This window comes from Bacteroides caecicola (assembly GCF_023337095.1).
In the GTDB taxonomy this organism is placed as follows: Bacteria; Bacteroidota; Bacteroidia; order Bacteroidales; family Bacteroidaceae; genus Phocaeicola; species Phocaeicola gallinarum.
Genome location: NZ_JAMBLM010000002.1, coordinates 1 through 23,343 on the forward strand (window position 1 = coordinate 1; position 23,343 = coordinate 23,343).

Genomic DNA, 23,343 nt, shown 5'->3' on the forward strand with positions numbered 1-23,343 from the left:
ATCCACGATAATCTTGCGCCCTATCTGGGTGATGGCCTTGTCTATTTTTCCGCTTTTCTTTATGCGGTTGGCGGTAGGCAGGCTGCACCCGAACAGCTTGGCTATGCCGAGTATTCCGTACACATACTTCCTGCCTGTGTCCGTTACGGGCTGCGGCTGCGCTTCCGGCTGACCGGATGCGTGCCTGCTTAACATGATGAACTCTTCGCCTGTCATCTGCCAGACGGGTTTGGATAATAATTCTTGGATATTTGTCATAGTCCAATCTAATTAGTCGTTAAACAATCAGCCCTGCGCACTGGCTGTTATTTCTGTTCTCGAACGATGCAAAATTAGATATGGATACGGGTGGTAAGGATGGGGATGATATAATCCGAATTTCGTTGTATCTTATTGAATATCAGAAAATAAAAATACCACTCAAAAATTAATTTGAGTGGTAAAAGTGGAACTTTCGTAAAGAATCAGGATATATCACGGATTATCTGAATATATGTTCCATTTCCTTGGCGAAATTCTGGTTGCTGTCACTGGGGAAATCAGAAACTGGCTCCTTGTACTTTGACTTGTAGTAGCTGTCATCAATATCCAGCAGTTTCAGTATTCCGGCTTTCCATTTGTCCCTGTCCTGTTTGGGGAGCTTTTCGCTCATGAGGAATATCAGATAACATACACGTATCTTCTCTCTCGGTTTGGTTTTCAGCTTGCAGTTGCAGGGGTGCAGGTTCATGTTGGCATAGAAATCCGGTGCGGAAATTTCTTCGAACTGTTCTCCCACACATACCTCATGAATGAGCGAAAGTAATTTCATGCTGAAGTATTCGTGTCGTTCCGTTGTTGTTTCCTGCTGGCTGACCGGTTTGCCCGGCTCGTCCTGTCGTTTCCCGTCAGGAATGTATTTCTTCAATATATCCAGAAAAAGACAGCTTTGGCGGTATATGTCCGCACAACGGTTCTTCATATATTGGAATGCCTCATTTCTTGCAGCCTTTTGCAGGTCATAGAGTTCGTTCAGTCTGGCTTTTTCCCTGTCATATTCAGCCTTGCAGCGTTCATATTCTTTTTCTGCCTGTTTTTCCTCTTCGGCAGTATGTTCCCGGTAGCCAATGGAATCATACCTGTTGTTGGCTTCATTCAGCGGCTTGTTCAGACTTCTTGTGACATCCAGCTGGGCTTCAATTTCAAGGGAATACCTTTCCATGTGCTGATGGCAGACACGCTCTATGGCACTGTTACTTATGGGGCGTGTTTCATAAGCCTGTATGCTCTTTTCTATTTCAGTTTTCAGGCTGTTGAGTATCAGGGTGTATTGTTCTTTTTGCCTGTCAAGCACCAGTTCAAGGATGGCGGCTTCAAAAGATTTCATGTCATTGTACTGCTGACAGAAATCGGAAATAAATTTCTGCCTGTCAAAAGAAAAAGTGCTGTTGTCTATATAGTCCCTGTATATTCTGTTGAGTTCCCCGTATCGGGGAATCATCGTCTGTATATTGTCTGCCATAGGTGTCCTACTTTTGTCTGTTCTTTTCATTGTCAAGAAGCATCGTCAGTTCTTCTTCCACCTGTTCTATGCTCGGCAGTGCCGATTTCAGGTTTTCCGGCACAGCCTTGCTGAGCTGATAATCGCTGATGCCGATAGGCTGGTCATAGCCGGTCAGCGCATATTGTGCGACAATCTCATCCTTGCCTTTGCACAACAGCAGCCCGATGGTCTTGTTGTCATTCTCTCCCCTAAGTTTGTCGTCCACCACATTGATGTAGAAGTTCAACTGCCCGGCGTATTCCGGTTTGAACGGGGTAGCTTTCAGTTCCACGACCACATAGGCATGGAGTTTTATGTTATACAGGATTAGGTCGGCATAGAAATCGCTGTCGCCAATCTGGAAATGCTTCTGCCTTGCGACAAAGGCGAATCCGCTGCCCATTTCCAGCAGATAGCGGGTGACGTGCTTCACCAGTTGTTCCTCTATGTCCCTTTCGTCCGCACGTTCTTTGGCTTCCGCCAAGTCAAAAATATACGGGTCTTTCAACAGGTAGTTGGCAAGGTCGCTTTGGGGCGCAGGAAGCGTGGCGGTAAAATTATTGACCTTGTGGCTGTTGATTTGCCTTTCGTACAATTTGCTTTCAATCTGCATTTTAAGAGTATTGCTGCTCCAGCCCATTTCCACGGATTGCTTCATATACCAGTAATCGACACCCAACGGAAGGGAACTGTTCAGCAGAATCACATGGCTTGCCCAATTGATTCTTGCAACAGGTGATGCCAGGAACAGTTTTTCTATGTCCTCAATCGCTATTTGGTAAGCGGCAGCGACTGTTTGGGCTACATCCTGAATTTGTGCAAGAGGTTCTTGCACAATTGCAACTTCCTTGTTGTCTGAAGATTGAATTTGCGCAAGAGGCTCTTGCGTAAATGTCATATTGTTCAGGCTTTGAAGTTCATCCGTGATTTTCTGCACACTTGGAGCAAGTAATTTCGTATCGGTTTCTATAAAACTCCGTAATGCGCCCAATGGATAGGAGCGTGCGAACTGGCACATATAAGCCAAGTTCCTGACCGAATATCCTTTCTTTTCGGGATAACTGAACCGTATCGCCTGCGCCAGTCTCTTGATGACCTTGCCGCCCCAGCCTTGTCGGTTCTGGTGGTACAATATGTAATTGCCCATCTTCCAGTAGTGGAACAGCATCTGCGCATTGGCGGCACTGATGAGCCGGACTTGCGCCTGTTCAATTTCTGAACCGATGGCATTGACGAAAGCCTCGAAACTTCTTTTCTCTATGTTGTTATCGTTGTTGCTCATTGTTGTATGTATTGAAAGTTACAAAGATATGCCCAATAACAGGCATACCGTGAAACTTGCTGATTGTTTTTATAGTTGGTTGAATTTATTCATTGCATTTGCCTTGATGTCATCTGCGATGTCAATGTAGGGTTTCATGGCTTTATAATCACTATGTCCCGTCCATTTCATGACCACTTGTGCCGGGATACCGAGAGCCAAGGCGTTACAAATGAATGTCCTTCGTCCGGCATGGGTACTTAACAATGCGTACTTTGGCGTAACTTCATCTATACGTTCATTTCCTTTATAATATGTTTCCCTTACAGGCTCGTTGATTTCGGCAAGCTCGCCCAACTCTTTCAGATAATCATTCATTTTCTGATTGCTGATGACTGGCAGTGCCATGTTGTCCTCAAAGTGAATGTCCTTGTATTTTTCAAGTATGGCTTTGCTGTATTTGTTCAGCTCTATGTTTAGGCTGTCCGCCGTTTTGACGGTAGTAACTTCTATGTGGTCGGATTTGACGTCACTTCGCTTCAAGTTACGGACATCCGAATACCTTAGACTCGTAAAGCAGCAGAACAGAAAAACATCCCTGACACGTTCCAGATATTGTTTGTCTTTGGGTATCTGATAGTCTTTCAGTCTATTCAATTCGTCCCATGTCAGAAAGATTACTTTCTTTGAGGTGGTTTTCAATTTCGGTTTGAATGTATCGTATGCAATGTTTTGATTATATCCCTTTTTGAAGCTCCATCGCAGGAACCATTTGAGGAATCCTATCTGTTTGCCGATGGTACTGTTTCTCATGTCTTTTTTGTCACGCAAGAAGTTAACATACTCGTTTAGTCCGAACTCATCGAAATGCTCAAAAGTCACATTTTCTTTGAACTCTTTCAGGTGATTTTTTACGGCTGCAAATTTTTCGTATGTGGATTCTGTCCAGTTGTTCTGATTGCCACATTCCTTGACAAACTCATCAAATACCTCCCAAAAACTTATTTTAGTATCTTCCTGCTGCTCCTCGTTGTTATTTTTCATTTTCAGATTGAACGCATCTTTCAATTGTTGGGTGGTCGGCATGGTTTCCTGTACCTCAAATTCTTTGAACACGTTTTGAATTTCGGCATAGTATCTTAGCAAATCCGCATTGATTTCGGATGCGCTTTGCTTTAACTTATTGGTACATCCGTTCTTTACACGCTGCTTGTCTGCATCCCACTTGGCTACATCAATGCGGTAGCCGGTTGTAAACTCGATGCGGTGGCTTGCGTATATGACACGCATACGGATGGGAACGTTCTCCACGATTGGAACTCCGTTCTTTTTGCGGCTTTCAGGTGCAAAAATGATGTTTCGTTTGATGTTCATGAGTGGGTGTATTTGAAATTCTGCACCCAAATATACACCCAAAAATTGAAATAGCGAGCGATATTCAATAATATTTAGATTTAATTATGATTGTAATAAGCTGGTTATTAATAGGTATTTGCGATTGTATGATATTTTGAGATAGCACAGGTTCGAGAGCCTCTCTCTCCGCTTCCAACAAGAAGAACCGCTGAAAGTTCAGCGGTTTTTTTGTTTTTATATCCTATGTTTATTCCGCCGTAAAAACGGCTATTCTTGAACAGGACGTAGACCGTACCCGGCAGAACGGTAGTAGTTGCCCAAAGGGTTCACATACGACGACCTGAAGTTCAGGCGCCACCCGCTACTTTGGTTGTGCGGTCCAGTCGACCAATAGAAGCCGTCGCTGTTAATGAGGCTAACCTTGCCGTCGATATAGTTTCGAGTACCCGATGCAGGAAAGAAAATCTGTTGTCCGGTCCTGTTGGCTTGGGCGTAGAAGTTCCAACCATTGCGCGTACTGTCCCAAGTACCATTGGCTGGATAAGCAGTAGAGCTGCTGCTTCCTGTTGTTGTAAATCCCGTAAATGCATTGCTGGCAGGAAGTTTGAAACCGACAGGGCAGGGATTGTAAATGGTTTTGACGACCTGATTGTCATTGGTAGAATACGTATTGTTGTCGGCGTCCCATAGGTTGTAGTAGGCATTGTCTCCCTCTTTATTCTTTTGCATTACATCAGGTTTAAGTATATAGTTCCTGATACATTCTGCTCCATACGAGAATGACTCCACTTTTACATTATTGGCAGAAGATGTGCCGTTTACATCATACCATATTTTATTGCCGTTCACACCGTTGGACGGACGGAACGGGTCCTTGCGTCCCCATTGGTAATAGGGATGATTACCACCGATTGTGACGATTGAGCTTTTTTGGGAAACGACAATATCAGATGTCTGTTCACCGGCTGTAAAACGCACTTTGCAGTTACGCGCCTCATAGGTGACGGTCTCTCCATCACACCATCCGAGGGGAACCGGCATGAAGCTGTATTCCACATTCTAGTGATTGGTCACTTCAATAACATTGTCTACATCTTCGTCTGTCACCCAAATGTGCCAAGACCAGAGGACGTCGCCCGAGGCATCCTTGACTGCAATCACCGCATTGCCTTGCTGTATGGTGTTCTGGTCCACCTTGAAAGAGATGTTACCGCCATTGCTTCCGGCATTGTATTTTATTTCGCTGACCAGCGAGGGGGCATCTTGCCAAACCAGTTCCGCTTTTGCGGGAACACATCCGTTGTCCGTGAGATAAGGACCGGTAATACCGGCTCCTGCATGGTTGATGAGCGGGTTCAGAATGTTGGGGCTTGATGGGGCAGCAGAGCTATACGCGGAACTATTGGTCGCTCCGTCTTTGATCGCATTGCCATAAACCAGCGGAAATGAATAATATCCCGGAGCATCTATCACATAACAGTTGGCAGTATTTTCAATCGCGGGTCCACCTTGCCCGTTTGCCAAGTTGTACGGTGCTTTTTCCGTTCCCTGCCCGACCCTCTGTTCTCTTAATATCCTTGTATGCGGACTATCCGTTGTGCCTGTCTGTGCGCCAACCGTCGCGTTGAGGGATGCTGCGGTCGTACTGCCCACACCACTTGCCGTGAATGCGGTGAGCCAGTCGGGTCTTGCATCGCTCCACGTCTTTCCATCATCGGTAGAGAACTGTGCCTTCCATTTTACGGGTTCTTTTTTCCCCTGACTGTTTTGCCGGTAACTGGTCACTCTGTAGGTTTTCGTCTCTCCGGCATAGGTAAAGTCGGCAGGACCGTTGACGGTGAGCACGTAGTCCCAGTTGACGGAAGTGGTGGATATTTTGTAGGTTACAGTTTTTCCCATCGGCCACACTTGTTTTCCTATATTCCCGGTCAGGATATGTTCTGTTCCGTCGTTGAAAACCACCTCGATCACCGCACCGTCGGGGAGCGTCTGCGGAACCATCATGAAGGTTTGCGCCTCTGTAGTGATGGCTTCGTTCGGTGTTCCACTGGAAGCCTTGCCCAGCGTTTGGGAAAAGTCCTTCACCGCACCGATACCGCTCCATGTATGTGTGCCGAAGTTATAAGTACCTGTGGAATTCACTCCTTTCAGCGTTACGCTTTTTATAGTACCCGCCTTCATGTCGCTACCGCATACGAATCTCACGGCAGTCAATGCGTGGCGGAAAGTAAGAGCGACCGAAGTGTTGGAATTGCCCGGGAGCTCATCGGATGCTGCCACAAGCAGGTCCTGTTGATTGGTCACATCATCAGGTATCGTACAAGTAATGGTCGGCGCTCCGGATGCTTCCCGACCGGAAAGGCGGTAAGCCTCATTACCCTTCGGAGCATAGGCAAAGAATTTCATCTTATAGGCACTGCCGGGCCAGTAATTGCTGGATGATGGCATCCACGAGTCTCCGGTTTTGCTGACAAGAACGTCATACATGTAATTAGGGGTTTGCGTGCCGTTCCATTCACCCGTATAGGAATAGGCCGACACTCCGAACGTTTCGTACATGTTGCCGACATTTACCGGGGTGGCACGGGTGGACGGGATTGTATTATTCGCAGACAGAGGCTCTATGCTGTCAGTATAGAGGGTGTGCAGGTAAAGGAGATTCATGCCGTCAGTCTTCAAGAGAGAGGCAGACGGATGCGTGTCTTCTGTTGTTCCCCTTGTTCCGACGGAAAACCATGTATTCTGAACATCCGATATAAACCTGATACTGTCTGAGACACGTATCATTTCATCGTCATCTGTACAAGAAATCATGAAGCACAAACCTAAAAAGACAAGTGAGAAAAAGTAATGTTTTATAAGATTATTCATACAGTCAGTCATATTTGATTTTATCGTAACAAATATAAACCGATATAAGAATCTCATAAAATATGGGGCATGTACATTTTCTTTTGTTATATCTCTAAAAATAAGAATGTTATATTGTTTTCCGATATACATCTGACAGTACCCTTATACTCAAGATTCTAATTCAAGGTTTAAAGGAGCTGCGTTCAGCAGCTGTCTTGGCTCGTTATCATGTGAAGCACACACGAAAATGAAAACAGTTTATTAAGCCTTCTCCAGCCTATCCGGAGGCTCGAAAAATTCTATGGGTAGAACCGGGCAACGCTATGGGTAGAACCTCTTAACACTACCGCATGGGATGGATAACACTAACGGTAGCGTTTTTTCAGGGCATAGCGGCGGAGAATTTATTAAGAGATAGGCTATGTGTGCTTTAGCAAAGGTATCGGCATACTCAAACGAAGAAACAGAGGAGAAGGCTATTAAAATGCCGAATACTTTGAGCAAATATTACCACATCACCTGAAAGATATAATCTGTAAATGAGGTACAAACCTCAGTAAATAGGTTACAGACCTGAACTTGAATGTGGGTTATCTTTGCAGAAAAGATAAGACGATGGAAGATAATATGAAAATGTTTCGGTAGTTTCTGCATGAATCGGGTACACGGCGACAAAGTAAATGTATGGGCGGCTAAAAAAGCTATCGAAACAAGCGGCGGATTGTGCCGGTGCATACCGTGTCCGCAGCATTTGGATATTCCCGACTTATTGAAACAAGTAAAAGAGACTATGGGAAAATAAATCTACAAGACTCAAAGAGATGTGAGGATTAAAAAATACACAAGGTTATGAAGTTCATGAGAGTAATAATACTATTGTTCACCATCGTATCAATAAGTTCATCGGTGTTCGGACTATCGGATGGAATAAACGACAAAAATCACAAATATATGGAAAGAAATTCAATCAAACTAACAATCAAAAACGGCGAAACATTTACCGCTACACTCACTGACAATTCGTCGGCAAAAGGCTTAATGGAACTGCTTTCAAAAGGAGATATCACAATCGAAATGGAAGATTACGGGAATATGGAAAAAGTCGGACCGCTGGGAACAAACCTTCCGCGCAATGACCGACAGACGACAACCGGTCCCGGCGATATCATTCTTTATCAAGGCAAATATTTAGTAATTTATTACGATACCAATTCGTGGAATTTCACACGGATAGGTAAGATAGACAACGCTAACGCTGCGCACTTAAAATCGGCTTTAGGAAATGGCAACGTTACCGTTACCCTCTCATTAAACCGATAGTTTCTTACAAACCGACCATGAAATACAACCTGAACTGATGGAACGTAGAGACTTTTTCCGCAAATCACTGCTTGCGGCTGCCGGAAGTGTTGTCTTGGGCAGCGGCTTGGTGAAAGCTGTAGAAAACTTGAATACTAAAAATAATGGCAAAATGAAGATAACAGTGTTAACCGGAAGTCCCCGCCGGAATGGAAATTCTGCTTATCTGGCAGAACAGTTTATTAAAGGGGCACAAGAAAAGGGACATGAAATATTCCGTTTCGACTGTGCATTTAAGCAAGTAGAGCCATGCCGTGCCTGCAACCGCTGCGGAATGGACGGCCCGTGTATCATAAAAGATGATTTCAACGAGTTACGTCCGCACCTGATAGAATCTGACATGGTGGTATTCGCCACGCCAATGTATTATTTCGGTATTTCGGCACAAATGAAACGGGTGATAGACCGCTTTTATGCCATCAACGGACAGATTAAAGGTCATTACAAGAAAGCTGCTTTCTTAATGACTTACGCCGACACCGAAAAGAAAGAAGCCGAGCCTATGCTTCTACATTACCACACGCTGATGGAATATCTCGGATGGGAAAGCGTGGGCGAGGTAGTAGCTTCGGGCGTATGGACGGCAGGATCAATACGCAACACGCATTACGGAGAACAGGCTTATCGATTAGGGAAAAGTATATAACCAACACCATAATGAAGAAATATATTATCGCAATCGTATTCTTTCCTGAGCCTAAAACAACGCGAGATGATAACTTGTGTTACCCTTGCTATGATGCAGACACTTCCACAGCTAAAAGCTCATGCCGGGGCTGCACTCAATGTAGGGGTTACTCCCGTCGAACTGCGTGAAGCCATGTACTCACCGCACCGTTACCCGGTAATCTGAATGAAGATGTATCGCGCTTTCTGACAGATTATTTCTTTAGCGAAATCTATACGCGCGGTACTCTCTATATTAATAGAAATGGTAGAAAACTTGGTACTTACCGATACCCAACCGCTTATTCCGAACCTGAGAATCAAATAAAACCATTTTCCCATTGATGAGCCAGCAAGAGTTGCCACCAGCTTCACTGCCGGTTCATCAATGGAAAACAAGTCATCTGCTTTCCGATATCCCGCCACGAACGATGCTATTCCGGTATTCATTGGGAGTACATCCTGCCACTTTCTTAAATAACCTGCTAAGATGATGCGGATATTGAAAGCCGGTTTCGTAAGCTATTTCACTCACCGTCTTATTGGTTTCCAGCAAGCGGTCTTTTACCTTATTGATAATGGCAAGATGGATGTATTCTATCGCTGATTTGCCTGTCTGCTTCTTCACCAAATCGCCGAAATAATTGGCGGAGAAATGAAGCTGGTCGGCACACCATGCCACAGAAGGCAGCCCCAGTTCAACCGGTTTCTCTGTATCGAAATAACCGTCTAACAGCGTCTCGAAGCGGGTAAGAACGTCACTGTTGATGGCTTCGCGGGTAGCAAACTGGCGATCGTAAAAGCGGAGGCAATGGTTGAGCAACACCTCGATATTGGAGACGATGATGGAACGGCTGTGTTTGTCGATGGTGTGTTGCAGCTCTTCTTCTATCTCGCCGAAACAGTTGAACACGGTCTGACGCTCACGCTCCGACATGTGTAGGGCTTCGTTCACTTCGTATGAGAAGAAAGTATACTCTTTCATTCTGCGGGCAAGCGACGTACCTCGAATCAAGTCAGGATGAAACAGCAGGGCATAACCTTGCGGATGTATGGTTTCCCCGTCGTCGTCAATGCCAGCCACCTGTCCGGGCGCAACGAACACGAGCGTACCTTCCTGATAATCGTACTTGCTTCGTCCGTAAACCAGCGGTCCGTGAATCTTCTCCTTGAGAAAGATGCCGTAAAAGTTGAAACACTTGCGGCGGTGAACCAACACTTCTACTCTCGACAAATCCACAAAACTCACCAGCGGATTCAACGTTTCCAGTCCCAAAAACACATTATAATCGTGTATCGTATTCAAATTCAATATTTCGCCCATAACGTCCTGCATTTTTCATGAAATCATCCCAAAGATATTGATTTTCCCTGATTAACAGGCACATCCGCAAAGCCTTTCAGTAAAATGGGTATAAAGATCAGTAAAATGTGTTTTTCCGTAATCACAGAACCTCAATTTTCAACTTACAGCACCTTGCTCCTTGTAAAATAGACTGACAAAGCGTAACACGAAACTGGTGACTTTTCCACAAATGATGCAAAGCATAAATTACGCTTTGACGAGAACATTCACACAACAAAGGCGAAGTAACATAGCCTTCCTTATATAACCCGCAAGTACATTCCAAGAAAGTAAGACCATACACCCTACCCTTCTCTACCACCTCACTTTCCACTCCCGATAAATCGTTTGCTTTCAGGAAGAAAACATCCATATCACCCCCAGCCTTCTCGTAAAGTTCTTCATAAACAGAAAGTACGCCATTCTTCACACAATTTTTACCACATTCAAAGAAAAGCCGCTCCCTCTCTTCACCCGACAGTTTTTCCAATCCTTTTTCAAAACCTTTAAACCAGCTTGAGACATCCATAACTCATTTGTTTACAAAAATTACCAAAAGCAAAAGTAACGATTATCAAAGGAAAAACCAAAAGAAAGCCGTATATATCCCCCTCAAAAACGCAACCGTTAGTGTTACTCATTCCATGCGGATGCGTTACCCATTTCTACCCATACTGTTACCCTGTTCTACCGTTAGCGTTTTTCAAGCTCTCGAACAAGCGGGAGGGAGGGGATGATAGACTTATCCACCTTTAACTTCATTGAAAAGAACTTCATATACACGGATCTTCGGTGTTATTCATTTGTCATTCAATTTTAAAATTGTATATTTGTGACGAAGTCCTGACTGAGCGGAGTAATCAAGCGTGCCAACACCTCGGGGGCGATGGGGCCACGTGAAGGCTGATAATGACAGCGCGCAGGCAGGATGAACCCCAAGTTGGGATATGACACCGGCTATCCAATCCGGACTGGCGGAGAGCCACGGGCTGGCTTCCCTTTACGGGCCGGACGGACGCAAGGACATATCTCAGCGTTTTTTTTTGCCAGCAGCCCCATCGACGTTGGTCTCATATCCTCCTTTTCATATAGGTATGATTTGCTTTCAAATTAGTATCTTTGTCTTATTGGAAACAGCCCTGCATTTCATGAGGCTGCTATAACGTAAAAAGGCACTGCCCCGTCTCTTCCCTGTGTGCTTTCGCGCGGGACAACTGCGGGCAATGCCTTCTGTGTAGGCAAATATAGTTATTAAAAACCAATTATCAAACAATTCACCATGAATATTTCAGAATTCAAGAAACTGTGTTGTGATTTGCTTTCAAATTAGTATCTTTGTCCTATTGGAAACAGCGGGAGTGTCTTCCCCGGCAACCTACAAGGGTTGTGATTTGCTTTCAAATTAGTATCTTTGTCCTATTGGAAACAGCCTTTTGCTGTTTCAGGACTGCTTACATCGTGTTGTGATTTGCTTTCAAATTAGTATCTTTGTCCTATTGGAAACAGCGTATAATTTTGACCGTTTTCGTGAACGCGGTTGTGATTTGCTTTCAAATTAGTATCTTTGTCCTATTGGAAACAGCTGAAGCCACGCTACCCTTCGGGAAAAGTGGTTGTGATTTGCTTTCAAATTAGTATCTTTGTCCTATTGGAAACAGCAAGTTCAGAGGCTGTAATCTGATTTTGCATGTTGTGATTTGCTTTCAAATTAGTATCTTTGTCCTATTGGAAACAGCGGATATTGAAGCCGGAAGAGTTGAAGAAGCGTTGTGATTTGCTTTCAAATTAGTATCTTTGTCCTATTGGAAACAGCGGATATTGAAGCCGGAAGAGTTGAAGAAGCGTTGTGATTTGCTTTCAAATTAGTATCTTTGTCCTATTGGAAACAGCTTCGTACATAGGCGTGTCACTTTTTCAAGGGTTGTGATTTGCTTTCAAATTAGTATCTTTGTCCTATTGGAAACAGCCAAAAAGACATGTGGAATTACACAAACTATGTTGTGATTTGCTTTCAAATTAGTATCTTTGTCCTATTGGAAACAGCTTCCAAGCGAATAGAATCCATAGCATTCTGTTGTGATTTGCTTTCAAATTAGTATCTTTGTCCTATTGGAAACAGCAAAGTACCACCTGAGAGAGCAATACGACCCGTTGTGATTTGCTTTCAAATTAGTATCTTTGTCCTATTGGAAACAGCAACACGCAGTGGAACGCAGTTATTAACAATGTTGTGATTTGCTTTCAAATTAGTATCTTTGTCCTATTGGAAACAGCATTAACTCTTTAGAAAAAGGTAACAAATGGTTGTGATTTGCTTTCAAATTAGTATCTTTGTCCTATTGGAAACAGCTCTGCAAACGAATAGATTTCGTAACCTGTTGTTGTGATTTGCTTTCAAATTAGTATCTTTGTCCTATTGGAAACAGCAACGGTGACGTTTTGAAAGTTGCATTATTAGTTGTGATTTGCTTTCAAATTAGTATCTTTGTCCTATTGGAAACAGCGGTGATAGCCAACGGAATAAGAGCGAACAGGTTGTGATTTGCTTTCAAATTAGTATCTTTGTCCTATTGGAAACAGCGGAACACGGGTAGATAACCAAGACACGGCAGTTGTGATTTGCTTTCAAATTAGTATCTTTGTCCTATTGGAAACAGCTTCAGAGCTATACAAACATGAGATACAAAAGTTGTGATTTGCTTTCAAATTAGTATCTTTGTCCTATTGGAAACAGCAAAGAAACATTCGGATTATCATCAGGAGTCGTTGTGATTTGCTTTCAAATTAGTATCTTTGTCCTATTGGAAACAGCTAGCCCAAAATGCAAAAATGTATGGATTTGTTGTGATTTGCTTTCAAATTAGTATCTTTGTCCTATTGGAAACAGCTGAATATAAAGAATACACTAATATTCAGTCTATTACAAGTATTTTTAGAAAAAGAAAAAAATGCGTTTCCAATCATAAACCCCGTCTAAAGAGGCGGGATTTATGATTTCAAAATAGTTCTAACTGCTGTCCTGGAGTCTTTACTCCTTGCGGCTTTTTTCCGTAAAAAACTTCTATCTGCGCAAATTGCTTATCCGTTATACAAAGAATACCTACCTGCCCAAACTCAGGAAGAAAAGATTTTACTCTTTTAATATGTACCGCTGCGTTCTCACTACTCGCACAATGACGAACGTAAATGGAAAACTGAAACATAGTAAAGCCATCTCGCTGTAAATTCTTGCGAAAATCCATATAAGCCTTTTTATCTTTCTTTGTTTCCGTAGGTAAATCAAAAAGAACCAATACCCACATAACCCGATATTCACTAAAACGATCCATTAAAATCCGGATAAACAATTCTACGTAATTCGCCTGTAAAACATTTGTAAAGAGAAGCGGTAGTTTGAGATACAGCAACCATGAGAGGACTACGCTTCCTATTAATATTTACTTCAATAGTTGGGATTGAAAGCAAAGCTATTTTAATTTCTTTTGTCAACAAAACATCAGCTCCGTATTTGAGATATAGATCAAAAACCAACCGATCTACAAATGGACGGTAAGGTTCCATGATATCATCTGCCAGACAATAGGCATTATAACGATTATGATGATGAATACCTAACGTTGGCAATAATCCACTAATAACCAACCCGCGCGCTACCACCGCACGTAGAATCGCATAACCATAATTGAGTAAATTATTGGGTGGAACTCCTTCACGCTCTCGAGTAAAACCAGTTATATCTGAAAATAAGTTTTTCCAATAATAAGCAGCAGCACGAGCTTCTAAATTTTCAGGATCACCACTCCGTACTTCGTTTGCCCATATATACATACATTTTGACATGTCTCCTGTACAAGCAGACAATACTGCAGCCTGATTAGTTATCTTAGCCTGAACCGTTTGTTGCCACAATTGTTTTCTCAGAGGCAAGGAGGCTTCTAATTGTTTCCGGTAACGCTCGTTTTGAGTAGTGTTACCATACAAAGGTAACATCAATCCTACAGGCATACTTTTACTGTCGCATGTTATCAATGCACTATTATTCTCCAATAATGCCTCAATAACACCGGAGGTAATCGTAATCTGCCGATGATCTAAAATCACCAATCCAATGTCTTCTATCGGCTTCGTTACCAAAGATTGACATTTCATTGTATCCGGAAGCGAAGGATTATTCTCCACTTCCGGAAGTTTGATTACTAATTGGGCGTTACGTAATGACAAATAAGCAGGATTGCTGAAATAAAGAGTTTTCTTAATCATAACTATTTAATCAAATTACCTAATCTGTCTACATTGATAGGAATACATATCTCTTTTATAGACTGTTTGTCTTTTGTAAACTCATCTTTATATTCATATTTATCAACAATCATACTGGCCACAAAATATGGTAAAAAGTAAACCCTGCCTCCTGTACAACTAATCATTCTATAAATTCTGTTCTCATCTAACGGGTAACAAATATGTCCGCTCTTCAATTCTTCTTGCGTAGGAAGATACACCAAATCATTGGGCGATAATACATATTTAGGCGAATTGCCATTTTTATCTTCCGGTGCAGGTGATAACCCACGCTTCAGGCGATTTATTACCACATTTAATGGTATAGTTGCATAACTTCGTTTTCGGGTTATCTCACCTGTTTTGGGATCTTCTTGTTCCGTCTCATAAATGGCAAAGAATAAATTCTTAGCCGCTTCCACAAACTTAGAACCTTTATTCCCTTTCTGGCCTACTGCAAACTTATCTGCTTTTTCATAAACGCGTACCTTACGGATGGGTTGATGCCATTTACCATTATTCAACAAGACTATATTCTTATTCATTTCCTCTATACCTTCCGGTGAGAAAGCTTTTTGTGCTACATTTCCATTCGCTTCCAAATGACGCAACAATATCTTTTGGATACCTGTATCTGTTACTTTTTCCGTTATTTTCTTTTGATTGAAACTTGAATCCAACGGTTTACGAGAAGCAAAAAACCGGTCTTTTGTCTCGTTAGAAAAATAATAGATTTTTATTCTCTTCAAATCCACATCTTGCCAAACATCTTTATGCTCTTCGAAATAACCTTTTATCTGCTTTTCATTGAAATGCAAACGCAACAATTCCTTCAACTTCTTCTTCAAATCTTTTTCTACAATAGCATTCGGATTTTTTATGGCGTTTTTCAACGCCACTGTTTTTATGTCGCGCAAATTCACTTCACCGAAAACAGTCTCCTTATGCAAAGATTTCCGGATAGCCCATTCTTTTTGTTTCACCATCTTCTTTTTACCGTCTACATAACGTTGATAATAATTCGTCGTTTTATTGATAACACGAAGATTCTGTTTGAAACTGACAATTACATTCCGCAAAACAGCATATACATCTTGTGTAAATGAATCCCACGGCTTCTTAATCATCCAACAATAATTTCCCTGAGCATCCACTTTTTGTTTATCACATAAAAGACGCTGCAAGTCATAACGAGAAATCTTTGAATTTTTACAAGCCGATTCATTGCTAAGATAATTTACTATATTACGCCCTGCACAAGCTATCACAATAGCATCCATAGCATGATGACGATGGTCAATCCGCTTCTTATTAAATCCTTTCTGAAATTCTAAAGGTACAGTAGGAATAATATGAGCATTGGCACTGACAGATGTAAAACAAGTATTGCCACTTAATTTATTCAGTTGCTGAAAGCGTGGAAGAATAATTTTATTCCATACATCGTTTATCCCCCAATCTTTCTTCAATCGGTCTGTTACACCACCCGTACAAACAATCACGTTCTTTGAGATATCTTCTTGCTCGTCGCTTTCACGCACAATGTTAGAAAGTAAAGATTTTACCAACTTACTAATATAACGACTATCATTCAACTGACGAGCAATGAATTGTTCGGGAATATCATCCATCATCAATTTTTTCAGTTTGACCGGATTGCGAGAATAATTATCCTTGACAAATCTTTCATAATCCTCAACAGAGAAGACATTGATACATTTGCCATTTGCCAATAATACCTTTTCGCCGTGATGCTTAGATATAAATTCATGACCGAGTAAATTTGTTTTCAATTTATTCACTTCCGATTCACATATCACCTTATTGCTGAAAGAGTCATCGAAATAGCGAGACTGAGGTATAATATGTTCAATCTCATAAGCCGGTGTAAATAATTTACCCAGTGGTATCATCTCTCCCGTATAAGGAGAACGGTATTTTTGTTCCAGCCAAAGTTTATACTTCAATACCTCTGATGTAGTGGGACGTTTCTTTATATCGCTTTCATTAAATTTCTTAATGATGGTAGCTATTTCATCTGATATTTCACTTACACTATTGAGAACCCCTTCTTCATAAATTCGTAACAATTCTTGTTGACTTGGAGAATACGGACGAACATTTTCAATCTCAAATTCAGGATTCATAAACTCTACAAGCATCGCTTTAATACGGAGATTTGCATTTTCATTTTCCTGCATCTGGCGAGTCATTTTAGCGCGTTTATCTTTTGGATTTTTCATTTCACGCCCTAACTCCACATGGATTTCATCAATATGTCCTACTTGCCTCCATATATCACGAACTGTACGTAATGTTTCAAGAATTATTTGTTCTACGATGGGGTTATGTAACGAATGCTGTTTAAACTTACGCAAATAATCATCAATATCGGCAGGTTCTGTCCATTTTTTGACATCTCGTGCCTCAGAGTGACGATTATACACAATATAACAGGCCAACCACAGCGGGAGCCCTCTGAATGAAGTTACATCCGTCAGATGAATAGCCTTTTCTCTTACCCGATTTCGAATGGTATCATCATACTCTCCCGATATCATTTTATCAATACGCCTGCGTGTCTGTTCATCAATGTTATCTTCACTCCAATATTTCCCCATCCGCATTAAAGGCAACAGTTTTTTTATAGCCTTAGCTGAATAAGCTCCATAATCTTTCTCAAAAGGCGGAACAGACTGGAATACTTCAACAAATTTTGCGGCAAGTCCATATCTTTCTGCAAATTTGTTTAATGCTTTTTCTAATTCATTTTTATCCGAAACAGAATAAAGAATATGCCATAAATCTTCTTCGGTCGTAGAGTTCAAAAAAGAAGATGCTATGCCTGCTTTATTCAACCATTCAAGAAGAAGTGCATGAGTCTCATTACATGGATAGGATTTATCCTCCACATAATTCCAACGATACTTATTAATATCATTCTTTTTCAAGCCGAAAACCGGGCATTTCAATATACTGTCTTGCTTTATGCTTTTTTGCTCACACAACCAATCGAATAATTCTGTATAATCATCTTCCGTCTTTAAAAAATCAGAAGTAACGTCTACATCATAACAGGTTTTTCCATTGTCTACTTGTTCTTTCTGATATATACGTAAGTTCGCGAGAAATTGCCACAAGCGGAATTCCTGATACAATGGGTGAGACTTGGCAATACACTTCACTCCGAAATGCTCTATCTCTCCTGTTTCTTTATTTGTACAAGTATATTCCTCGTAAGGACAGTCAGCGATCAATGACTTTTTACTCTTTAACGGACGTTGATAAAACAAGATATCTTCAATGAACAGATAAACAAGATTACGACTGGCTATTTCATTACGATGTGCTTCATTCAGAGAATAGAGTTCATTGATACAAGCCAAATACAGGTCTCGATTACGGAACTCTTCATGAAACTCTTTCTGTTTTTCCAGAATCTGATACAATTCTTTCTTATAATATTTTCGTTCGATGGTCCTTACCAATTTTCCACGTACTTTCTGACAAGGCATTTGCAACAAAGTGTCATAGATGTAAGCACCCACTGTTTTATCTGACACATCTAAATCATGCTGTGTCTTAGTTTTTATCAATTCCCATTTTTCATCCCATTCCTGCTCTGAAGGAATCTTGAAACGGCAACTTAATTCACCATTTTCATCGTATTTATCATTACCATCCTTATCAATATCAACAGATGCTATAATGTCTTTTTTCTGACCAATCCAGTCTGGAATTTCTTTCTTAAAAATTTTACCTTTTGAGCCATCCTCCAATACTACGGTAAGAACTTTCATCCCTTTATAAAGTTGTCCTGTATCAATAATATCAATAACTATCTGACTATCGAAATACTGACGACTTTTAGCAGTAGTAGATGTATTGGTTTCTTCCCCACGCAACTGATAATATCCCCGTTTTTGATTGAAATTAAGCAAAATCCATGCCAATTCTTCTTTCCGAATCTTTTGGGTAAGTGCTTTCTTTCGCAAATAATAAATGGTCCAATCGTATGGCACTTTCCGACCGTTATCAACCAAAGCTGGCTGAAACTGACGAAAATCATTCAACATTTCATCAAACGAATCTTGAAAAATAAAAACGGGATGCCCCTGTTCATCCTTATCCCAAGACAATTTAGGCTCTGCATAATCAATAAACCGTCCGTACCGGTCTATATAACGAGCATAATGAGCTGGCAAAAAGCCAAGCAAAGACAAAACCCGATGTAACCTTTCACGCCGTAAATTAGACCGTTCATACAAACGGCGTATACCCCGGCTTTGTGTACGGTCGGCTGTCTGCGATTTTGAATTTCCTTTATCAAAATCGCCCAATATTGCTGCATCCATCGGAATTATACGCGAACCTGCACTGTCTATATTATGTAATTGTTCTTTCCCTTCTTCATTTGTCGAAGCCTTAATTACGGCCCAACCAATACTATTGGTTCCTAAATCAAGTCCTAAAATATTCTTCATAACGTGTTTTTTATAGCATAAAAATTCTCTTATTTTTCAAAGTTATAAAATTTCCGCAAAAGACTTGGCTATCTTTAACTATTATATTATATTTGCAATACTATTTTGAAGCAAATCACAATAAGGATTATTCCGTTGTGAAAACATTAGGTTTCCCTCGACCTTAACGGGGGATTTTTTATTCCTCTCATTTTACAGCGCTCAAGAAAAATAAGCATTTGAATTACCTATTCAATTATTAATCTTTCTATCAACGGAGAGCATACCGCAAGCATAAAAACCTAATTACTTCCATTGTTACAGAAAAGTCGTTTGCCAACCTCCACAAGATTTACCGCATTTCTGCCTTTCTTTTACTGTAAAATAGGTGAATTATTCTGTAATTTGTGTATTAATGGAGTATGTGATTCGGCGTACATTTGTAAAAACTAAAAACAAGTGTCTATGGAAAAAGAACATACCGGAGGAATATCTCGCCGTTCTGCTCTCAAGCGGATGGGGGCGTTTATTGCTGGAACGGCTGCATGGGGAATGACTTCGCTTACCGGGTGTGGCAAAACGGAAAAGAAACGTATCATTCTTTATTTTACGGGGACGGGGAATTGTTTATATGTGGCACGTCAGTTAGCTGACGAGCATACTGAGCTGCTCAGTATTCCGCAGTTGGTAAAGGAGAAGCGTTACGAACTGGAGGCGGACGAGATTGGTATCGTTTATCCTATCTACGGACACATGCCGCCCAACATGGTGCGCGAGTACATCAAACGGGCGAAACTGGCGGCGGGATATAAGTTTGCCGTGCTGACTTACGGCAGGCGCAAATGTAATGCCGTAGGGATATGGGATGAGATTACTCAACGTGCCGGATGTCCTTTCGATTATATCACTACGATGATTATGGTGGATAACTGGTTGCCGAATTTTGATATGGCGGAAGAGATGAAATTAGACAAACAGATTCCCGAAAGTCTGAAGCGCATCACCTCCGACCTTCAGGCGAAACGCCACTGGCACGAACCTTTCAGCGATGACGAACGTCGCCAACATGAGGGATTCATGGCTTATACGGGGCTTGACCCGGAGGTAGGATTCCTGATGCGGAGCGAAAAATATTTTGCAGTAACAGATGCCTGCATCGACTGCGGAATCTGTACGGAGGTTTGTCCGCGAGGTAATTACAAGCTGACTTCGCAGGGAGTGGAGACGGAGGGCGACTGTGATTTTTGTTTTGCCTGCATCCAGAACTGCCCGCAGAAAGCAATACAGTTCAAATCGCTGCCCGACGACCCGTTGCTTGCACGCGGCGAGATAAATCCTAACGCCCGCTACCGTAACGAGCATGTTTCGCTTTGGAGCATCAAGGAGGCAAACCGACAATAAATTTCCGAAGGTTCGATTCGGGTCGGTTTGCCTGTTGCAGAGACTCGGTGTTATTCTTCTTCGTCCAACCGTTCGAGCTTGAAGATAACCGGGCGTGTGCCGTCGTTACAGCAGGTTATCATGACTTTCTCGTCGTTTGTCCAACCACGCATAATCGAGCCGCCTTGCAAGGCAGCATAAACATACCGGCTGATGCAGTCCCATGCTTCCGAACAGAATCCTCCGTTCAGCATACGGAAAAAGTTGTCGCTGTCTACGATAATTTCTTGTCCTTCATGAAAATAAGGACAGGGTCCCGACTGTGGGTCTGCCAGATACTCAGCTTGCAGGTTTTTGTAACATTCTCGCTTTAATACGGTTATCTTACATTTGTGTTTCATACGTTTTTTATTATAATGATTCAATGATTCCGTCTGAATAACATTATAGAACAGCTCATTGCCTCCGGCAGGCAGACAATGGGTGCCCGCTGCCGCAACAAGTATGCTTGCCGTTTTGAAAAATTTGCGCCTGTCCATACGTCCGTTCTTTTACCCGCAAAAATAAACGATTGGAAAAAGCAGGTCAAGTAGGGTCGAATTATTCAGATAGGGATAAATTTCTCCTTTTTATATTCGGGCAAAACAATTATTTTTGTTGGCAGAACCATTATCAACGGAACTTATGTATAAAAAGAAGATACCTTTAGACCTTGATTGCGGAGTGGCTGTGGCAATGGAAGTGATGGGCGGAAAGTGGAAATCATGTATCCTCTACGAGCTGGAAAAAGGCTGCAAGCGTCCCAGCGAACTGCACCGCCATTTTGAAGACACCAGTCCGCGTGTCATTAATCAGCAACTGAAGGAGCTGGAACGCCACGGCATGATTCGGAAAAAGATTTATCCGGAAATGCCTCCCCGCGTGGAATATTTCATTACCGACGAAGGTTTGACCTCAATACCTATCATCCGCATGTTGGAAGAATGGGGAAACAATTTCCGTCCCCGTATGCAGGAGATTTTGAAGCAGGAAAAATAAGAACTGACTTTACAGGCAACGAAAGCACTGCAATTCATACAAACCATTCAAAGAAAGATTATTACTTATGAGCAACCATCTTGAAACCTCACGACTGATTCTCCGCCCGTGGCAGGAAGCCGACGCGGAGGCTTTATATAAGTATGCGAAAAACCCTGCCATTGGTCCCATAGCCGGATGGCATCCGCACACCTCCGTAGCCGAGAGTCTGGAGATTATACGCACCGTTTTCGCCGCTCCCGAAACTTACGCCGTGGTGCTGAAAGAAACGGGCGAGCCGGTAGGAAGCGCAGGCATCATGTTTACCGACGGGATGCACAGTGCAGCCATGCAGGACAACGAGGCTGAAATAGGTTACTGGATTGGCGTGCCTTATTGGGGACAAGGACTGATACCCGAAGCTGTGAGATGCCTGTTGGAAAGATGTTTCATTGATTTGGGAGTATCGGCTGTATGGTGCGGATATTATGACGGCAACAACCGGTCGAGGCGGGTGATGGAGAAGTGCGGACTGACGTATCATCACACCGAAACCGGCAATGTCTCTCCGCTCGGCGATGTACGCACGGAACATTTCATGCGGATTACAGCGGAAGAATGGCAATCGCTCCGGCTGATTCGGGAAATCGGGCGGACTGAACGTACCGATGAATTTACGGAACAGTTGGTTCGGGTATGGGAAGCCTCGGTACGCGCCTCCCATCACTTCCTTACAGGCGAGGACATCCGCCGCCTCAGCCCGTGGGTAGCTCCTGCCCTGAAGGAAACAGAAACCTTGCTCGTTTCTTTTCAAGCCGATGTGCCCGTCGGTTTCATGGGCATACAAGACCGGAAAATAGAGATGCTTTTTCTCGCTCCCTCCTGCATAGGAAAAGGATTGGGAAAACAGTTCGTGCATCTTGCCGTCAACCGCTATCAAGTTGCTTACGTAGACGTAAACGAACAGAATCCCCATGCAGCAGGTTTTTACCGTCACCTCGGCTTCGAAACTTTCCGTCGCGATGAAACGGACGATCAAGGCAATCCGTTCCCCATACTGCGGATGAAGTTGAGCAGCCCTGATTCCGACGGAAAGGAATGATAACCCAAACCAATCATCCAAGAAAACCGCAACAGTTATCCTACAAAAAACGCTTCGGTTAGCGTCACCCATCCCATGCGGAAGAACACACTCATTCTACCCATAGAACTCCATCGTCCTACGAGTAGAATTTTCAGGTGTTGGCGCAGGCACCTCCATGTGAGTATAATACACTCTGAATCAATCAGCTTTACCAAACTTTCTTGCTAACTCCGCCGCCCGTTCACATCCGTCGGTGCTGTTAATGTCACCTTCGTTCATCACACCGGTCACCAGCACTTCGCCCACCATTTTCCACTGCAACAGAGCGACAGAGCGTTCTATGGGGATACGCACTCCGTCCATTACTGCTGGGTCGTCTTCCTCGCAGCAGGCTATCAAACCACACTTTTTACCTGCTACCTTTTTCCCTCCCACCACGAAAGAAAACATGCGGTCTATCACACCCTTTATCTGTGCCGGGATGGAATACCAATAGGTAGGCATGGTAAACACAATGGCATCCGCCTCTAACATGGCAGGCGCGATGAGGTTGAAATCATCGTCAAACGAACAAGCCTTGCCCGTTTTGAAACAAGTCTGACAGGCACGGCATCCGCCTATCTTCATAAACGCTGTATCAAACTGACGCACGCTATGCCCCAGTTTTTCAGCTTCACTGGCAAATGCCCCCGTCATAGCAAAACTGTTTCCCCGCTTGCGGGGACTTCCGGTAATAACTACTATTTGCATAATGTA

20 protein-coding genes, 2 pseudogenes and 1 CRISPR repeat array are annotated in these 23,343 nt (G+C 42.6%); of the genes and pseudogenes, 8 read left to right on the plus strand and 14 right to left on the minus strand.

The window, feature by feature from the left end:
- The 6 genes from M3085_RS01745 to M3085_RS01765 all read right to left on the minus strand — a co-directional run.
- Window positions 1-258 (minus strand): DUF3853 family protein (locus tag M3085_RS01745; RefSeq protein WP_249052158.1); only part of this gene is annotated, 258 nt, incomplete at its 3' end.
- 223 nt (window positions 259-481) lie between these two features.
- Window positions 482-1,501 (minus strand): hypothetical protein, encoded by a 1,020-nt coding sequence (locus M3085_RS01750; RefSeq protein ID WP_249052159.1) that lies wholly within the window; start codon window positions 1,499-1,501, stop codon window positions 482-484.
- Between the two features lie 7 nt (window positions 1,502-1,508).
- Complete coding sequence (locus M3085_RS01755) at window positions 1,509-2,804, minus strand: YhcG family protein (protein WP_249052160.1); 1,296 nt, start codon at window positions 2,802-2,804, stop codon at window positions 1,509-1,511.
- A 69-nt stretch (window positions 2,805-2,873) separates the two neighbouring features.
- Window positions 2,874-4,157: a site-specific integrase gene (locus M3085_RS01760; protein ID WP_249052161.1), complete on the minus strand. Its 1,284-nt coding sequence runs from the start codon at window positions 4,155-4,157 to the stop codon at window positions 2,874-2,876.
- 249 nt (window positions 4,158-4,406) lie between these two features.
- On the minus strand, window positions 4,407-5,195 hold the full coding sequence (locus M3085_RS13880; RefSeq protein ID WP_317239264.1) for a hypothetical protein: 789 nt from the start codon (window positions 5,193-5,195) through the stop codon (window positions 4,407-4,409).
- Window positions 5,196-5,198: 3 nt separating this feature from the next.
- Window positions 5,199-7,010, minus strand: coding sequence for a fimbrillin family protein (locus M3085_RS01765; RefSeq protein WP_317239265.1), 1,812 nt, complete (start codon window positions 7,008-7,010; stop codon window positions 5,199-5,201).
- A 634-nt stretch (window positions 7,011-7,644) separates the two neighbouring features.
- Here M3085_RS01765 and M3085_RS01770 point away from each other — a divergent pair.
- The 4 genes and pseudogenes from M3085_RS01770 to M3085_RS01785 all read left to right on the plus strand — a co-directional run.
- Entirely contained in the window at window positions 7,645-7,794 is a 150-nt protein-coding gene (locus M3085_RS01770; RefSeq protein ID WP_178255666.1) for a hypothetical protein, read from the plus strand.
- Window positions 7,795-7,943: 149 nt separating this feature from the next.
- The gene (locus tag M3085_RS01775) at window positions 7,944-8,312 is read left to right on the plus strand and encodes a cyclophilin-like fold protein (RefSeq protein ID WP_225230972.1); all 369 of its coding nucleotides are present in this window, start codon (window positions 7,944-7,946) and stop codon (window positions 8,310-8,312) included.
- A gap of 37 nt (window positions 8,313-8,349) precedes the next feature.
- Window positions 8,350-8,997 carry a flavodoxin family protein gene (locus M3085_RS01780; RefSeq protein ID WP_249052162.1) on the plus strand — a complete coding sequence of 216 codons (648 nt, stop codon included), beginning with the start codon at window positions 8,350-8,352 and terminating at the stop codon, window positions 8,995-8,997.
- Between the two features lie 45 nt (window positions 8,998-9,042).
- Window positions 9,043-9,177: pseudogene (locus tag M3085_RS01785) on the plus strand (carboxymuconolactone decarboxylase family protein); the annotation flags it as partial.
- An 11-nt stretch (window positions 9,178-9,188) separates the two neighbouring features.
- On the opposite strand, the gene M3085_RS01790 reads toward M3085_RS01785, so the two are convergent.
- The 6 genes from M3085_RS01790 to cas9 all read right to left on the minus strand — a co-directional run bounded on the left by M3085_RS01790 (window position 9,189) and on the right by cas9 (window position 19,127).
- The gene (locus M3085_RS01790; RefSeq protein WP_249052279.1) at window positions 9,189-9,467 is read right to left on the minus strand and encodes a hypothetical protein; all 279 of its coding nucleotides are present in this window, start codon (window positions 9,465-9,467) and stop codon (window positions 9,189-9,191) included.
- The gene (locus tag M3085_RS01795; protein ID WP_249052164.1) at window positions 9,418-10,341 is read right to left on the minus strand and encodes a helix-turn-helix domain-containing protein; all 924 of its coding nucleotides are present in this window, start codon (window positions 10,339-10,341) and stop codon (window positions 9,418-9,420) included. The genes M3085_RS01790 and M3085_RS01795 overlap by 50 nt, the downstream gene beginning before the upstream one ends.
- A gap of 121 nt (window positions 10,342-10,462) precedes the next feature.
- On the minus strand, window positions 10,463-10,891 hold the full coding sequence (locus M3085_RS01800) for a hypothetical protein (RefSeq protein ID WP_191710489.1): 429 nt from the start codon (window positions 10,889-10,891) through the stop codon (window positions 10,463-10,465).
- Between the two features lie 778 nt (window positions 10,892-11,669).
- Window positions 11,670-13,250: a CRISPR direct-repeat array (repeat unit 47 nt; unit sequence GTTGTGATTTGCTTTCAAATTAGTATCTTTGTCCTATTGGAAACAGC).
- Window positions 13,251-13,358: 108 nt separating this feature from the next.
- Entirely contained in the window at window positions 13,359-13,691 is a 333-nt protein-coding gene (cas2, locus tag M3085_RS01805; protein WP_178255981.1) for a CRISPR-associated endonuclease Cas2, read from the minus strand.
- Window positions 13,678-14,622: a type II CRISPR-associated endonuclease Cas1 gene (gene cas1, locus M3085_RS01810; RefSeq protein ID WP_178255980.1), complete on the minus strand. Its 945-nt coding sequence runs from the start codon at window positions 14,620-14,622 to the stop codon at window positions 13,678-13,680. The genes cas2 and cas1 overlap by 14 nt, the downstream gene beginning before the upstream one ends.
- 2 nt (window positions 14,623-14,624) lie before the next feature.
- Complete coding sequence (cas9, locus tag M3085_RS01815; RefSeq protein ID WP_178255979.1) at window positions 14,625-19,127, minus strand: type II CRISPR RNA-guided endonuclease Cas9; 4,503 nt, start codon at window positions 19,125-19,127, stop codon at window positions 14,625-14,627.
- A 444-nt stretch (window positions 19,128-19,571) separates the two neighbouring features.
- Here cas9 and M3085_RS01820 point away from each other — a divergent pair, with 444 nt between their 5' ends.
- Window positions 19,572-20,507 carry an EFR1 family ferrodoxin gene (locus tag M3085_RS01820; RefSeq protein ID WP_262921546.1) on the plus strand — a complete coding sequence of 312 codons (936 nt, stop codon included), beginning with the start codon at window positions 19,572-19,574 and terminating at the stop codon, window positions 20,505-20,507.
- Between the two features lie 50 nt (window positions 20,508-20,557).
- Here the strand turns inward: M3085_RS01820 and M3085_RS01825 are convergent, their stop codons facing one another.
- On the minus strand, window positions 20,558-21,025 hold the full coding sequence (locus M3085_RS01825; RefSeq protein WP_225230960.1) for a TIGR04076 family protein: 468 nt from the start codon (window positions 21,023-21,025) through the stop codon (window positions 20,558-20,560).
- Window positions 21,026-21,170: 145 nt separating this feature from the next.
- On the opposite strand from M3085_RS01825, the gene M3085_RS01830 reads away from it, so the two are divergent.
- The 3 genes and pseudogenes from M3085_RS01830 to M3085_RS01840 all read left to right on the plus strand — a co-directional run bounded on the left by M3085_RS01830 (window position 21,171) and on the right by M3085_RS01840 (window position 22,605).
- On the plus strand, window positions 21,171-21,524 hold the full coding sequence (locus M3085_RS01830) for a winged helix-turn-helix transcriptional regulator (RefSeq protein ID WP_249052166.1): 354 nt from the start codon (window positions 21,171-21,173) through the stop codon (window positions 21,522-21,524).
- A 67-nt stretch (window positions 21,525-21,591) separates the two neighbouring features.
- Window positions 21,592-22,128, plus strand: a pseudogene (locus tag M3085_RS01835) (GNAT family N-acetyltransferase); the annotation flags it as partial.
- Window positions 22,102-22,605: a GNAT family N-acetyltransferase gene (locus tag M3085_RS01840; RefSeq protein ID WP_249052269.1), complete on the plus strand. Its 504-nt coding sequence runs from the start codon at window positions 22,102-22,104 to the stop codon at window positions 22,603-22,605. The pseudogene M3085_RS01835 and the gene M3085_RS01840, both read left to right, overlap by 27 nt.
- Window positions 22,606-22,785: 180 nt before the next feature.
- Here M3085_RS01840 and M3085_RS01845 read toward each other — a convergent pair whose 3' ends face one another.
- Window positions 22,786-23,337 carry a flavodoxin family protein gene (locus M3085_RS01845; RefSeq protein ID WP_178255976.1) on the minus strand — a complete coding sequence of 184 codons (552 nt, stop codon included), beginning with the start codon at window positions 23,335-23,337 and terminating at the stop codon, window positions 22,786-22,788.
- Window positions 23,338-23,343: the final 6 nt, after the last annotated feature.